We start from the raw sequence: 15,142 nt of genomic DNA on the forward strand, positions 1-15,142 counted from the left end.
TCAGAGAAGTTTACAATTATATGATTTTATAGGAGGAAAACATGATGAAGGAAAGATTGGATGTAATTACAGCAAAGAAAATGAGCCTGTACACTAGCGGGATGTGGGTCTCGCTCCTCATAGGCTTGCTCTATATGGGAATAGGCATTCTGATGCCTATTGATCCGGCGGAGAAATACAGAGGAACGGAATTCTATGAGCAAATTGCCGCCCATCCGTTTATTCCGCATTTATGGAGATATATCTTCGTAGCGATCGGCTTCTTGTCCATCTACTGGATATCGACGGCAGTGTCAACAGTGAGATCCAAAAGCTATGAATGGGAAGGCTTTTACAAATGGGTAACCATTGTTGGTTATGGCGGCGCGGGCTTGCTGTCCCTGGAGTGGATGAGAGAAATATTTATTATGAAGGTTATGACTTTGTATTCCACAGGCAATGAAATGTACCGGGTAGCCTTGGAAGTAGCAGCTTTCCCGCTCGACCCTGACTTTATCTGGATGTTTGGCGGCTTTGGATTATGGTATCTGGTGACTTCGCTGTTGGGCAAAAGAAATCAGGTTTTCTCCTCCAAGCTCAACATTTTGGGCATTATCGTCGGACTGGATTTGATCATCACCATGGTTTTTGCAATGACGGATACGATCATTTATTTCGATGGCGGTCAGATGACCGTTATGCAGATTACGGCTCTCCTCGGCGGTATTATGGGGGCTGTGTATCACATCTGGATGTTCTTTGATATGAGAAAGAATAAAGCGATGTTCGAAAAAAGCATTACCACCCTGCTGGAGCAAAAAAAGAGCGCGGCATAAACGATGAAACTAACCTTAACTAAAAACAGGCTCGGCTTTTCTCTCAAGGGCCTGATTATTCTTTTGCTGGTATTGCTTCCTAATTTGTTATTTTACGCATTTGCGGTAAACGGAACTGCCGGAACCGGGGCGGTCTTCGGCAACAGGGTTGAAATCATCAGTTATATTGAACGTTTGAGCCAAATATTATTAATGCTTGTATTAATTTTTCGCGTAAACAAAAGCTCTCCGTCATTGCAAAGCAGGTATGTGTTTGGAATGGCCGTATTTTTACTGCTCTATTACGCTTTATGGATTCGTTATTTTGCGGGCGGGATGGACTATACCTTGATCAGCGGGACTTTTTTCGTATTCATGGGGATGTCCATCTTCCCGTCGGTGTATTTCGCATTAGCAGAGAAATGGCTGGGGGATCATTTGGGAGTAGGGGTCGCCATTACCTTTGGGGTATTCCACACCCTTAACACCTATCTGAATTTTGCAGCTTAATGAGAAGAGTGGAGGATAACATGAAACAAGAGGTTAAACCATGGTTTTTTTTCAAAAGAAACGCTGAAAAGTCCGAGATCAGATTACGTTTGTTTTTGTTCCCTCCTGCCGGTGGAGATGTTTCAACCTTTTTGCACTGGGAAGAGCAGATGCCGCGGGATGTGGAGACCTGCTTGGTCAGGCTGCCGGGCAGAGGGGCGAGAATAACGGAGCCAGCCATTGATAATGTGGATATACTTACAGATCTATTACTCCAGGAAATGAAAGAGTACACTGATGTGCCGTACGTGTTGTTCGGGCATAGCATGGGAGGGCTGGTCTCCTATGAGCTGACGCAAAAAATATATAAACAGGGGCTTCCTTTACCGGAATATGTAATTATATCAAGCATGAAAGCACCCAACTATATGAACAAGTTCACGGAGAGTCTGACCGAAGACGGCAATGACAAATTATATCTGAAAAGCAATGCTGAATTTATGGATACAATCATCGGTCTTGGCGGAATTCCGGACGCTTTCAGTGCAAACAGAGAGTTTCTGGAATTAATCCTGCCTACCTTTAGAAAAGATATGAAAATGTGTGAAACGTATAATCCTGAGAGTGCGCAAGCCGTCCCGGTGTCATTTGATATCTATGGCGGGAACCGCGATAGCATTGCTACTAAGAAAGAACTAGAGGGATGGAAGAAATACACCACCCAAAAATACGCACTCACCCTCTTTCAGGGGAACCATTTTTATTTTATGGATAATCCCAATATGCTTCTGTTCCATCTGCGCAATAAATTAATGGATATAGGGAATAAGCTTACGGATCAAGCTCAAAGAGAAGCACTATAACACCGGCTTGCCATTTAAAAAGAGTGGAGGATTAAAGATGAATGTGATTCAAATCGATAACCTGGTCAAAAAGTTTGGTGACTATACCGCAGTAAACGGACTCAATCTGTCCATTGAAAAAGGTGAGGTGTTTGGTCTGTTAGGCCCGAATGGAGCCGGCAAGAGTACCACGATTAATCTGGTATGCGGCCTGCTTCATGCGACGTCGGGAAACATCAGGCTATTCGGAAATAAGGTGGAGGATGAGAAAAGAAAGCTTGGCTTTGTCCCGCAAAACATTGCCCTGTATGATAATTTCACTGCGTATGAGAACGTTAAGTTCTTTGGTGAGCTGTATGGACTGAAAGGGAAAGAATTGGAGAATGGAATCGATGAAGCCTTGGAATTCACCGGCCTGTCCGATGTCAAACGTAAAAAAGCAAAGACCTTCTCCGGCGGGATGTTAAGAAGATTGAATATTGCCACTGCTTTGGTCCATCAACCACAGATTCTTATTATGGATGAGCCAACGGTCGGGATTGATCCGCAGTCCAGAAACCACATCCTGAAGTCTGTCCAGCGGTTAAATGAGAAAGGCGTGACGATTGTCTATACAACACATTATATGGAGGAAGTTGAAGCGATCTGTAATCGCATAGCCATTATTGACAAAGGCCAGGTCATTGCTTCGGGTACAAAGAAAGAATTAACAGATCTGATCAGTGATAAGAAATCTCTGCAGTTAACTGTGGATGATGCCCTTGAACTGGATAAGGAAGCAATCTCCCAAATTGATGGCGTGGTTAATGTGGAAATCAATGACAACCTGATCCAGGTGGAGTCGTTAAAAGAAAATGATAATTTGAATGCAATTATTGCATACGTAAACAGCAAAAATGTGAAAATCAGAAGTATCGGCACCACTGATGTTACTTTGGAAACCGTATTCCTGACATTGACAGGGCGCAAGTTACGCGACTGACCATAGAGTCTAGAGGAAAGGAAGATCATATGTTTCAGATCATAAAGAAAATCATTAAAAATCAAATCAGAAATCCAAAGTGGTTATTATTCTTGATGATATTCCCTATCTTTTTAATGATTCTGATCGGTTCGATTCTGACCGGAGCCTTCTCTGACAAATCAAACCTGACCATGGTTGATGTTGCATTGCTCAATCAATCGGAGGGAATGGCAGCCGAGGTTATTGATGCCTTAACCACAGCCTCTGTATCCATTGAAAAAGATTACGGGATAAAAATGGGCTACACCGACTCAGAGAAAGAAGGCAAAAAAGAGGCACGGGTGAACAAAAAAGTATTCGTGCACCTGGATAAGGAGAAGATCCTGGTCTACGGAAATGAATCGGAGCCGTTAAATACAGCCAGAGTGGTAGCCTTATTCCGAAGCGTGGCCAGCAGCATCCAGACGGTTAAGGAAGCCTATAAAATTGACGGGGAAAAAGCGATTGAACTGATTGGTGCGGATAATGCCACCTATGAAGTGCCTGTAGAACTGATTCCCTCCAAAAGTGCCATGAGCTCCTATGATTACTATGGGGTGGTGGAATTAACGCTTATGGTGATGTATATGATGCTGATTCCCATTGGGGATTTATTTACGGACAAAAGAACCAAAATCAAAGAGAGAATTTTACTTACAGGACTTAGCCGGGTGAAGTATTATCTTGCCTCCTTGGCCGCGTACTCTATTTTTGCCTTTGTGGTATTTATTCCAGCCTTTATTTTCTCAATAACCTACTTGGATGTGAACTGGGGCAATTACTCTTTATTCATGTACCTGTATATTGTTTTATTTGCCATCTTCAATGTAGCTCTAGGCATGTTAGTGGCCCAATTATTAAAAGCGCGCGGCAAAGTGGATGTGATTCTTTCCGTGATTATCCTGCCGATTTTCTCCTTTCTCGGGGGATCGTATACACCATTTCCTTACGATATGGACGGCGTATTCGGCAAAGTCTTGCTGGTCTCCCCGTTACGATGGGTGAATATTGGTATTTTAAAAAGTACCTACGCGCATGACAGCCAAATGATATGGGTAAGCTCTGCCATATTTCTCCTTTTAATATTCGTCAGTCTATTTATCGTTGTTGCCAAAGAAAAGAAGGAGGAATTAAGAGCATGAGAACATTTTATGCATTAATAAAAAATAACTTAAGAATTACGATAATGCATAAACCGATTTCTTTTCTGTTAATGACCATCACTCCGATTATCGTCTTAATCATTGCCAGTAAAATGGTCAGTTACTCGACAACCTTTGTTAACGTGGGTATTGTGGATGGAGATCAAACCCGGGCCTCGGAAGCCATTACCCAAATTGTTGACGGTCTGGAGGGCATCAAGGTCTTCAAGATGAATGAGAATGAAGTGGAGGCCAATTTTCAAAGTAATAAAATAAATACAGCTTTGGTTATCCGCAGCGGATTCCAGGATGGGTTGTTAAATAATTCTATTGAGAATCTTGTGGTGAAAGGAAACGAAGAGCAAAACGTATATACGTTGCTTCAGGCTATCCTCAAAAATCATTTGTTGAATTTACGCAACTTGGGCAAGATTTCAGGGGGGGATGCTGCTGTATTCGAGAATGCGGTAGGCAATTATATCGCCAGCTCTGAGTTTGTGGAGAAAACCTCTCTTAACGATTTGTATACGGAGTACAACAACTCCAATATCTTTGTCGGTTTTTTGATCTTGTTTATTTTCTTCAATTCCTCGGCCATAGCGAATGTAATTAATATTGACCGGGAGCGCAATATTTACTCCAGAATCTTCCTCTCTCCGGCCAAAGTATGGATGTATTATCTGTCCAATGTACTCTGCAATCTGGTCATCACCGCCTTTCAAATTCTGGCCGCAATCCTCAGCATGGAATACTTCACGAATACCTCCATTGGCGTGGAGCCCGGTGTGCTGTTCTTGATTCTCTTCCTGACGGCTATGGTGGCTGTCTCCTTGGGGACATTCTATGTTTCCATTACGGAAGAGGCGGATGCTGCTTCCATGATTTCCAATTTTGCGAACCTGCTGATTGTTATTTTGGGCGGCTGCTTTATTCAGGTGGAACTGTTTCCTAAATTAATCAATGCCATTTCCTATATTTCACCGGCAAGATGGGCTATGGGAAGTATTCTGGATTTACAGCAAGGATTAACCTTGGGAGATATAGCTGGTAAGGCGTCTTTACTTGGCGGAATGGCAGCGGTGATTCTAGGCATATCGGTCATCATAACCAGCAAGCGGGAAAAGAAATTCAGAAGTCTTTCCTAAAGTGGCAACTAATTCAACTAGACAAGGATAGGAATATAACTATGGCAGAACTCTATTATATGAATATCGAAGACCCCATAAGTGTTGAAGATTATCAGACGTTACTGGGCACATGTGCTTCAGACAAAAGGGAAGCCCTACACAAATTCAGATTTGAGGCAGACCGGAAAAGAACCTTGTACGGGGAAGTGCTGGCCAGATTCATGATCGCCAAGAAAACTGGAGTTACGATGAAAGACATTGAATTTGACAAAAATCCATACGGAAAACCTTATGTAAAGGATCAGAATGATATATTTTACAATATATCTCATTCTGGAAAGTATGTAGTCTGCGGATTGGATACTGAGGATATTGGCATAGATATTGAAGAAATCCGGGACATCGACTTGGATATTGCTAAACGCTTCTTCCATATCAAAGAATATGAGGATATCATTTCTCGGGAAATAAGAGAGCAGGTTCATTCGCTGTATGATTTCTGGACGTTAAAAGAAAGTTATATTAAGTTTTTGGGCGTCGGGCTGAGTAAGCCGCTGAACTCATTTTATTTCATGATTAACGGAGAATCCGTACAGCTCTGCTCCCAAGAAGACCATACAGTTTATTTTAACCGTTACTTGCTGCAGGATAATTACAGGCTTGCCGTTTGTGTAAGCACACCTGATCATATCCATATGGAAAAAATATCACTTCATGACCTTGTAGCCTATATTAAGAGTGAAAGTTAATGGATAAAATCTGGTAAGGAGTTCCTGGCATGAAGAAAATAGTTGCGATTTCCGGAGCATTAAGCACTTTGTTTTTTTTGATACATCTTATAGTGGCCTGTATCTATTACGCAGGAATCATGCCGTATGGATATATTCATATGACAATCGGCGGAATTCTGTCCATTGTCATGTCCGTCCATATGCTTTCCGCGATCTTCCTGATGGTGAAAAATCGCCAAAGGGATAAACAAGCCAAGCAATATCCGCAGCTCAATATGGGCACTGTAATCCAGTCCGCAACGGGTATTTTCACAGGGATATTTTTATTGGTGCATATCCTGGTGATTGAATTAAGTAAACGGATAGACGGGACTATATTTAATATTATTTATGTTTCAGCAGAGTTTTTGTTTCTCTTAACTGTAGGTCTGCATATGGCCATCAGTGTGCCCAAGCTCTTTATATCCATGGGAGTCATTAAAAAACGGGAGAATTACCCGCTCTTCATCAGAGGGACCTATGTCTTCTTGGCCTTAGTGCTGGTGATGTATATGGGGTCCCAAATTATGTTTTGGGCAGCATAGACAGCCGGGTGAAGCTGTTGTCTGAGGGAGAGAGAGGAGTGTCAGCATTCGGATGAAGAATATACTTGTAATGGGCAGCGGCCTGGCCGGAATGACGGCAGCGCTGAAGCTTGTGGAAGAAGGAGCAGCTGTTACCTTGGTGTCACCGGCGTATTCAGAGAGAGCGCAGTCTGTAATGGCCATGGGCGGAATTAATGCTGCCCTGAATACCAAACAAGAAGATGATTCGATAGATGAGCATTTTGAGGATACCATGCGGGGAGGCAGTGAGCTTAATGACCCTGAAGCCGTGGCTAATCTGGTACGGAGGGCTCCGGAGATCATCCGCTGGCTTGAAGAAATCGGTGTGAATTTCACCCGGGATGAGAAGGGCAGAGTGGATTTACGGAATTTCGGCGGACAAAAAAAGAAACGTACTGCCTACGCGGGTGCGCGTACCGGTAAACAAATTGCCACAGCTATCATAGCAAAATGCCGGAAATATGAAGCTGCTGGCCAAATCAAGCGGCTGACGGGCTGGAGATTCCACTCCCTATTAATAGAAGGCCAGGAATGTGCGGGTGCTGTTCTGCTGCACGAGAACACGAACGAACTGCAAAGCCTGGTTGCCGATGCTGTGATTATGGCCGTCGGAGGGCCGAATGGCGTTTTCGGAAAAACTACCGGCTCCAGATTAAATGATGGCTATGCCGCGGGAATGCTGCTTGAACAAGGGGTCGAATTTTCCAATCTGGAGATGATTCAATATCATCCTACAACAGTACATACCCCTTCCAAACGTATGCTGATTACGGAGGCTGCACGTGGCGTCGGAGGAAGATTGTACGTCATTAGAGAGGGTCAGCCCTGGTACTTCATGGAGGAGTGGTTTCCGGGATATGGGGCATTAATGCCGCGTGATGTGGTGAGCCAGAGTATCTATAAAGTATGTAATGAGATGAAGCTGGGTATTAACGGGAGCCAGGAGGTTTATTTGGATGTCTCTCATCTGTCCCCGGAAATTATTGATGTACAGTTAGACGAAGTTGTCAGCATCTGTTCGAAATTCTTAAACGTTAACCCGTATAAGGAACCCATTCCAGTGGCTCCAGGGATTCATTACTTTATGGGGGGAATCAAGACGGATAAGAATCACACCACGAATCTAGCGAGACTTTTTGCCGCAGGAGAATGCTCCGCTCAATATCATGGGGCCAACAGACTGGGCGGAAATTCGTTATTAGGCGCGATTTGTGGAGGGTGGGTTGCAGCCGAAAGCTCTCTAAGGGTCGGCCCAATCGATGCTGCTGCCGCAGACAAAATAGGTAAACAGCAGCTGGAGACAGCAAATCAGGAGCTGCAGCATTGGGAGAAGAGAGCGAACACTTCTATAAAAGGCTATGTTCAGATCAAACAAGAATTATCAGAGCTTATGTACGGCGCCATGGGTATATATAGAAAAGAGAGACAGCTGCTTGAAGCCAAAAAAAGGCTGGAGGAAATGAACAGCGACAGCGCAGAGTCATGGTATCATCATCATTTTTATGAATACAAAACATTATCAGCCAATATTGTATTGGCAAGGGGAATGGTCGAGTCGGCATTGGCCAGAAAAGAGAGCCGGGGGGCACATCAGAGAATCGATTATAGTGAAAAAAATGATACACAATTCAAGAAATCTACGAATGCAGTATTTCTGAATAATAGTATCTGCATTGAGTTTAATTAAGAAAAGAGGCAGTACTATGAGTATCAGGATTAATATCAAGCGGCAGGATGATGCAACGAAGGAAGCATACTGGCAGAATTTTGAGTATTCGGGTGAATTACATGTATCCATAGGGACTCTAATTAATAATCTGAATAGTGAAATGCTGGAAAGGGACGAGGGAGAGCGGCCGATACGCTGGGACTGCAGCTGTGAACAGGGACTGTGCGGAGCATGTGCAATGGTGGTTAATGAGAAGCCGGTACTGTCCTGCCAATTATTTTGCGATGATCTGGTACAAGAAAACAATGAAATTACGATTCATCCCCTAAGTAAATTCCCGGTCATAAGCGATTTGGCAGTGGACCGGAGTCAAATGTTTGAAGTGATGAAGGACATGAAGCTATGGCTGGAAGAGCCGGCAAAGGTTAGAACCGCCAATTTAACGCTGCAATATGAAGTGTCCCAATGTCTGATGTGCGGCAGTTGTCTGGAGGTCTGCCCCAATTACAGCCTGGGTGAGCTATTTACTGGAATGTCCTCTGCGATGTCTATGACTAATCTGACCTTATTAAGTGAGGACAAGGCCTATAAGAAACAATATACCCAAAGAGTATATGATGGCTGTTCCAAATCTCTTGCCTGCCAGGAGGTATGCCCCATGGACATTCCGATTGTGGAGGCGATCTCCAAAATGAATAGAGTATCGGTCTGGGGAATGTGGAACATGTTTGGGAAACATGGATAAAATGAAACTGATTGATATAATTACCAAACTACGATAGCGGAGGACACACCATGAAACAGCTCTACATCAAGCAAAAGGTATTCAGCGTAGGCGAGAAGTTCACGGTGAAGGATGAGCGGGAACAGGATGTGTATTACGTGGAGGGCAGCTTCATGCGGATTCCAAAGACCTTCTTGATTATGAATGCAGGCGGAAGGGAAGTTGCACAGATTACGAAGAAGGTGTTCAGCTTCCTGCCCAAGTTCTTCGTGGAAGCGGATGGCCGTGAGGTGCTCACCATTAAGAAGGAGCTGTCGTTCTTCAAGGCGCGTTATTCAATAGATTCGGCGGATATTGAGGTGCACGGGAACTGGTGGGATATGGATTTCCAGGTCTTGCAGCGCGGGGCGGTCGTCGGGGAAGTGAGCAAGAAGTGGTTCACCTGGGGCGACAGCTACAGCGTGCAAGTATGGAATGAGGAGCTGGAGGCGATCATCATCGCGATTGTGGTGGCGATCGATTGTGTGAAGAGTGATGAAGCCTCGTCTTCTAATCAGTAGCTATTCTTCCAACAACATAAAAGACAAAAAGAGCAGCGGTTCTCCCGTTATTGGAGGATCGCTGTTTTGTATTTGGTATAAAATCATGAAACAAAATTGATAATGATAAGCATCAAAACTGATATCTTACCTCGATGAAAGCGGATACAATAAATTTGTAGTAATAATCAAGAGGGGGCAAGAAACAATGAAGATCAAAAAAAAGACAATGTTACTGGCAAGCTCGGTAGTTGTACTGTCTGCCCTAATGAGCGGCTGCAGTAAAGAGGCGGCAAGCCCGGAAGCCACGCCTGCTGCCCCGGCGGCATCGGAATCCTCCCAGGAGCCTTATGTAGTCAAAATAATTATGGTGGACGATGCGGATGATGAAGCGGTGAAGGCGGTTGCCGCAGAAGCAAGCAAAATTACAGAAGCGAAGTTTAACACCACTATTGAGCTGGTCCGGTACGGTTTCAGTTCCTTTAATCAACAAAGAAATCTGATGCTGTCCTCCGGGGAGAAATTTGACCTGATGCCAAGCCTGGGGCTGACCGTTCCGAACGCCTCCAACAGCGGCCAGGTGGTGGCGCTGAATGATCTGCTCAAGGAATACGGCAAGGATATGCTGGAGCAAATACCGCAGTCCGATTGGGATTCGACTTCCGTGGACGGGCAGATCTATGCGGTCCGCAATAATAAGGAGCTGGCCTCCGGTTATGGCTATGCCATCCCGACAGAGTATCTGGAGGCGCTGGGCACCGATCCTTCTTCGATCAAGACCGAAGAAGATTATGAGGGTCTCCTTAAGGCAGCCAAGGCAAAATTCCCGAATATGTACCCGCTCGTCTCGGATGCCGGAACCATGGGATATTATATTTCCTACAAGGATGATTTGGGAGGAGATCCCGGCGTACTGGAGGATTCCACCAAAGACAGCACGACAGTGGTGAACTGGTATACCTCGGATACCTACAAGGATATTGTAGCGCGCCGCTATCAATGGCAGCAGGAAGGGCTGCTGCTTCCGAACGGTTCAACCAACTCGGAGAGTGCGGTTAGTCTGATTAAGGCGGGGAAGGCCTTCTCGTCCATCACCAACACCAAGCCCGGCGTCGAGGCTGAGATTGAGAGAAGCACGGGCAAGCCAATGACGGTCATTGAACTGGTCTCCCCGTATTCTACAACCAATAATATTAACAATCTGTGGTACGTTCCCCATAACAGCGAAAAGCCGGAAAGAGCGGTGCAGGTGTTAAATGAAATGTACACTAACCCTGAGCTGGCTAATATCCTGATCTATGGCGTGGAAGGCAAGAATTATGTAGTAAAAGATGAGGCCAAAGGGCTTATCGATTACCCAGAGGGCATGGATGCCGGTAACAAGACCTACAACGTTGATCCGTGGGCTTGGCCGAATGAGCTGATCTCTCATGTGTGGGCATCCGATTCCCCTACCGTGTGGGAGGATACACTGAAGTTCAACGAAGAAGCCATCAAGTCCGTGGCCAAAGGGTTTGTCTGGAACAATACGAAGGTATTGCCGGAGATTGCTGCGGTCAATAATGTGCTCTCAAAGTTTGTTAATGCACTGGATTGCGGAGATTTGAACCCTGAAGAAGTGCTCCCCCGTTTCGAGAAGGAGCTGAAGAGCGCCGGCATCGACACGATTATCGCGGAGAAGCAGGCCCAGCTTGATGCCTGGCTCGCCCAGAAGAAATAACAGCTAGTTAGCCATAAGAACGCTCCTCCGGTCCGGCGGTCAGGACAGCAAGAGCGAGTTCCGGCCGCCGGGGCAGGGAGAGGGGAGGAAGCCAATGAGTCGCGTGAAAAAAATGAGCCGCTGGAAATTTAAACAGTATTTGCCCCTGTATCTGCTGTTGCTTCCCGGCACGATTTATATCATCATCAACAACTATATTCCCATGAGCGGAATCATTGTTGCCTTCAAGCAGTTCAATTACCAGAAGGGGATCTGGGGCAGCGATTTCATCGGGCTTAAGAATTTCGAGTTCTTATTTAAGACCCAGGATGCCTGGCTGATTACACGCAATACGCTCGGTTATAATCTGTTGTTCATTGTCATTGGAACCCTAATGTCCGTAGGGGTAGCGATTCTGCTGAATGAGGTGACGTCAAAGGTAGCCAAAAATATATACCAGACCACCATTCTGCTGCCTTATCTGATCTCGATTGTTATTGTGGGTTATCTGGTCTATGGCTTCTTAAGTGCCGAAACCGGATTTATCAACAATTCACTCCTGAAGCCGCTGGGGATAGATGCTGTCTCATGGTATACCAGACCCGAGTATTGGCCATATATTCTGGTAATAGTGAATGTCTGGAAGTATTTCGGCTTCAATACGATTATCTATTATGCCACCTTGGTCGGGATCGACAGCGGTTTTTATGAATCTGCGGCAATCGACGGTGCAGGCAAGTGGAAGAGCATCCGCCATATTACCCTGCCCACGCTGAAACCGACAATTATCATTCTCACGCTGATGGCGATTGGACGGATCTTTTACTCGGACTTCGGTCTCTTCTACCAGGTGCCCATGAACAGCGGGGCGCTCATGAATGTAACCAATACCATTGATACTTATGTCTATCGCGGACTTATGCAGACCCAGAATATCGGAATGTCCTCAGCTGCCGGTGCGTACCAGTCAATGGTCGGGTTTGTCCTGATTCTGCTGGCTAATTATATTGTCAAGAAAAGAGATCCCGACAGTGCATTATTCTAGAATCTTCATAGAAAGCAGGGAATGCAGATGGTTCAAACCAACAAGGGCTTCCGGGTGTTTGTACACTTATGCCTGGCTGCAATATCCATATTATGTATCATTCCCTTCCTGCTGCTGATCGTATCGTCCATTACCAATGAGACCAGCCTGATTCAGGACGGGTATTCATTCTTCACCAGCCATCTTGATTTTACCGCATATAAGTATATATTCACTAATTCCAGCGATGTGGCCCGGGCGTATATGATCTCCATTATCGTCACGGTAGCCGGGACAGCGCTAAGTCTGCTCATTACCACCATGTTCGCTTATCCGCTGTCGCGCAGGGATCTTCCGGGGAAGAATCTGTTTTCCTTTTTCATTTTCTTCACCCTGCTGTTCTCCGGCGGATTAATTCCGAGCTATATTATGTGGACACAGGTCTTCCATGTGAAAAATACCATGTATGCGCTGATCTTTCCCAATTTGCTGATGAACGCGTTCAACGTCATTATGATGCGCAGCTATTTCACGACGAACATTCCGGATGCCGTGACGGAAGCGGCCAAGATTGACGGAGCCGGGGAGATCCGGATTCTGTGGAGAATTGTACTGCCCATGTCCCTGCCGATTATTACAACACTGGTCCTGTTTATCGGACTCGGGTACTGGAATGACTGGCTGAACGGACTTTATTTTATCAGCGACACAAGCTTGTACAGCTTACAGGTGCTGCTCAACAAAATGCTGCTCGACACACTCTTCATGATGAGCGGACTCGGCAATAAGCTGCAGGTTAACATGGCGATGAATTTTCCGACAACTGCAATCAAAATGGCCATTGCCGTAATAGGCCTGCTTCCTGTACTGGTGGTCTACCCGTTTTTCCAGAGGTATTTTGTCAAAGGGATCGTTGTCGGTGCAGTTAAAGGATAAGGGGGAAGAATTTCAATGCCGGACTATTCAAATTTTAAGGTAGCCTTATATTTTACGACGAGATGTATTTCCAATTTTGATTCTGAAGAGAGCCTTAGACGCGGTTTTGATTTTTTTGAGAAGCATTTGAACTGCTCCAAGGTCTATCTGGAGACCCACAGGGACGATATGGACATGTCCAGAGAGCAGCTTGAAGTTATGAAGGAGTTTTTCCTTGCCAAAGGAATTGCCGTCTCCGGCGCGATTACAACCACGCTGATGAAGACGACACTGAGTAAGCCGCTCCGGAATGACACCGGGGTTTTCGGCAGCGGGGGCACGATTTTTGGAAGCCAGGCCGAGCCGGTTGAAGAAGGCTATAAGCGGTCATGCACAACGCTGTGCTACACCAATGAGGAAGAGCTGCTTAAGCTGGAGGACATGGTCAGATTCTCGGCGAGCGTGTTCGATGAGGTGATTATTGATGATTTCTTCTTCACGAACTGCACCTGTCCGTCCTGCATCAAGGCCAAGGGAGACCTTAGCTGGGCGGATTTCCGCTTGCAATTGATGACGGATGTATCGGAGAATGTAGTTATGCGCGCCGCCAAAGCGGTCAATCCCAAGGTGAACATGATCATCAAATTCCCGGACTGGTATGAAGCCTATCAGGAGACGGGGTATAACCCCGAGACACAGGCCGGGATATTCGATGAGATCTATACCGGCACGGAGACGAGGGATTCCAACCATTCCGCGCAGAGCCTTCCGCGATATGGCAGCTATTCGCTCATGCGCTGGCTGGAGAAGCTGAAGCCCGGGCATAATGCAGGAGGGTGGATCGATTCGCTGGGAAGCACGCCGCATATTTCCTATTTCCTCGAACAAGCCTATCTCACGCTGTTCGCCAAGGGGAGAGAGTTGACCTTGTTCTGCTACAGCTGGCTGATCGACACCGTTCAGATTCCTGCACTCGGTCATGAGCTGGGCCGCCTGGATCAGGTGCTGGGTGCAGCCGGCAATCCTGTGGGCTTATCGGCGTATGAGCCGTTTCATGCCCGGGGCGAGGATCACCTGTACGATCATCTGGGCATGGCCGGATTCGCTCTGGAGCCTGCACCCCAATTCCCGGACAGCTCCGGCCTCGTCTTCATCTCGGCAAGCGGTGCCCAAGATCCTGACATCATGAATAAGCTGAGTAATCACCTGCTGAACGGATCGGATGTCTGTATCACCTCGGGGTTCCTGCGGGAGATGCAGGGCAAGGGCATCGAAGAGCTTACCTCGGCAAGATATACCGGCAGAAAAGCCTGCTCCAATGAATTTGTCTCCGAAGGCTCAGCCTTCAGCGGCTCTTACTGGAGCGGAAGCAGCGTGCTGTTGCCGGTCATTGAGTATATGAGCAACGCCGGGGATTGTCTGGTCGCGCTTAAGAAAGAAAACCACTGGGCTCCCGTGCTGTTAAGAAATAAATACGGCAACGGAACCGTCTATGTTCTGACCGTACCGGATGACTATGTCGAGCTGTATCAGTATCCGGCAGAAGTACTGACGATCATGCGCCAGCATTTGATGGGTGATTTGAAGATTTATCTAGAGTGCAGAGGGAAGATTTCCGTCTTTCTGTATGATAATGATACGTTTATTGTGGAGTCATTTGCGGACTCCGAGGAGAAGGTTAAGGTGCACGTATCCGGGAATGGACGCAATTTGGTGGATGTAAGAACCGGAGACGTACTGCCAGTCTTTTACGGGAGACCGAATGAATCCGTATTTGAGGTTGAGGTGCAGCCGCTCCTGTACAGAGTATTCAAGTTGGTGTAGATATCCCCCGAGGAG

The 15,142-nt window shown here is 46.0% G+C and carries 15 protein-coding genes; all 15 read left to right on the plus strand.

The window, feature by feature from the left end:
* The first annotated feature begins 44 nt into the window (after window positions 1–44).
* The 15 genes from MKY86_RS10275 (at window position 45) to MKY86_RS10345 (ending at window position 15,127) form a co-directional block, all read left to right on the plus strand.
* Window positions 45–815, plus strand: coding sequence for a hypothetical protein (locus tag MKY86_RS10275; protein ID WP_076073539.1), 771 nt, complete (start codon window positions 45–47; stop codon window positions 813–815).
* Between the two features lie 3 nt (window positions 816–818).
* Window positions 819–1,304: a hypothetical protein gene (locus tag MKY86_RS10280; RefSeq protein WP_076073541.1), complete on the plus strand. Its 486-nt coding sequence runs from the start codon at window positions 819–821 to the stop codon at window positions 1,302–1,304.
* 20 nt (window positions 1,305–1,324) lie between these two features.
* Window positions 1,325–2,146 (plus strand): thioesterase II family protein, encoded by an 822-nt coding sequence (locus MKY86_RS10285; RefSeq protein ID WP_076073543.1) that lies wholly within the window; start codon window positions 1,325–1,327, stop codon window positions 2,144–2,146.
* A 37-nt stretch (window positions 2,147–2,183) separates the two neighbouring features.
* Window positions 2,184–3,107, plus strand: a complete 924-nt coding sequence (locus MKY86_RS10290; RefSeq protein ID WP_076073545.1) for an ABC transporter ATP-binding protein — start codon at window positions 2,184–2,186, stop codon at window positions 3,105–3,107.
* A 29-nt stretch (window positions 3,108–3,136) separates the two neighbouring features.
* On the plus strand, window positions 3,137–4,270 hold the full coding sequence (locus tag MKY86_RS10295; RefSeq protein WP_076073547.1) for an ABC transporter permease: 1,134 nt from the start codon (window positions 3,137–3,139) through the stop codon (window positions 4,268–4,270).
* Window positions 4,180–5,415, plus strand: coding sequence for an ABC transporter permease (locus tag MKY86_RS10300; protein ID WP_083684260.1), 1,236 nt, complete (start codon window positions 4,180–4,182; stop codon window positions 5,413–5,415). The genes MKY86_RS10295 and MKY86_RS10300 overlap by 91 nt, the downstream gene beginning before the upstream one ends.
* Before the next feature lie 41 nt (window positions 5,416–5,456).
* A complete protein-coding gene (locus MKY86_RS10305; RefSeq protein ID WP_076073551.1) occupies window positions 5,457–6,146 on the plus strand; it encodes a 4'-phosphopantetheinyl transferase family protein in 690 nt (229 codons plus the stop codon).
* Between the two features lie 29 nt (window positions 6,147–6,175).
* The gene (locus MKY86_RS10310; RefSeq protein WP_076073553.1) at window positions 6,176–6,712 is read left to right on the plus strand and encodes a hypothetical protein; all 537 of its coding nucleotides are present in this window, start codon (window positions 6,176–6,178) and stop codon (window positions 6,710–6,712) included.
* 52 nt (window positions 6,713–6,764) lie between these two features.
* Window positions 6,765–8,420 carry an FAD-dependent oxidoreductase gene (locus tag MKY86_RS10315; RefSeq protein WP_076073555.1) on the plus strand — a complete coding sequence of 552 codons (1,656 nt, stop codon included), beginning with the start codon at window positions 6,765–6,767 and terminating at the stop codon, window positions 8,418–8,420.
* A gap of 16 nt (window positions 8,421–8,436) precedes the next feature.
* Window positions 8,437–9,147, plus strand: coding sequence for a succinate dehydrogenase/fumarate reductase iron-sulfur subunit (locus tag MKY86_RS10320; RefSeq protein WP_076073557.1), 711 nt, complete (start codon window positions 8,437–8,439; stop codon window positions 9,145–9,147).
* Window positions 9,148–9,197: 50 nt separating this feature from the next.
* Window positions 9,198–9,686, plus strand: coding sequence for an LURP-one-related/scramblase family protein (locus MKY86_RS10325; RefSeq protein ID WP_076073559.1), 489 nt, complete (start codon window positions 9,198–9,200; stop codon window positions 9,684–9,686).
* Between the two features lie 187 nt (window positions 9,687–9,873).
* Window positions 9,874–11,385 (plus strand): ABC transporter substrate-binding protein, encoded by a 1,512-nt coding sequence (locus tag MKY86_RS10330; protein ID WP_076073561.1) that lies wholly within the window; start codon window positions 9,874–9,876, stop codon window positions 11,383–11,385.
* 94 nt (window positions 11,386–11,479) lie between these two features.
* Window positions 11,480–12,409 carry an ABC transporter permease gene (locus tag MKY86_RS10335; RefSeq protein ID WP_076073563.1) on the plus strand — a complete coding sequence of 310 codons (930 nt, stop codon included), beginning with the start codon at window positions 11,480–11,482 and terminating at the stop codon, window positions 12,407–12,409.
* A 27-nt stretch (window positions 12,410–12,436) separates the two neighbouring features.
* Window positions 12,437–13,324 (plus strand): carbohydrate ABC transporter permease, encoded by an 888-nt coding sequence (locus tag MKY86_RS10340; protein WP_076073565.1) that lies wholly within the window; start codon window positions 12,437–12,439, stop codon window positions 13,322–13,324.
* Window positions 13,325–13,339: 15 nt separating this feature from the next.
* Entirely contained in the window at window positions 13,340–15,127 is a 1,788-nt protein-coding gene (locus MKY86_RS10345) for a hypothetical protein (RefSeq protein ID WP_076073567.1), read from the plus strand.
* Window positions 15,128–15,142 lie beyond the last annotated feature (15 nt).

Source organism: Paenibacillus sp. FSL R7-0333, assembly GCF_038000365.1.
Lineage (GTDB): Bacteria > Bacillota > Bacilli > Paenibacillales > Paenibacillaceae > Paenibacillus_AQ > Paenibacillus_AQ silagei.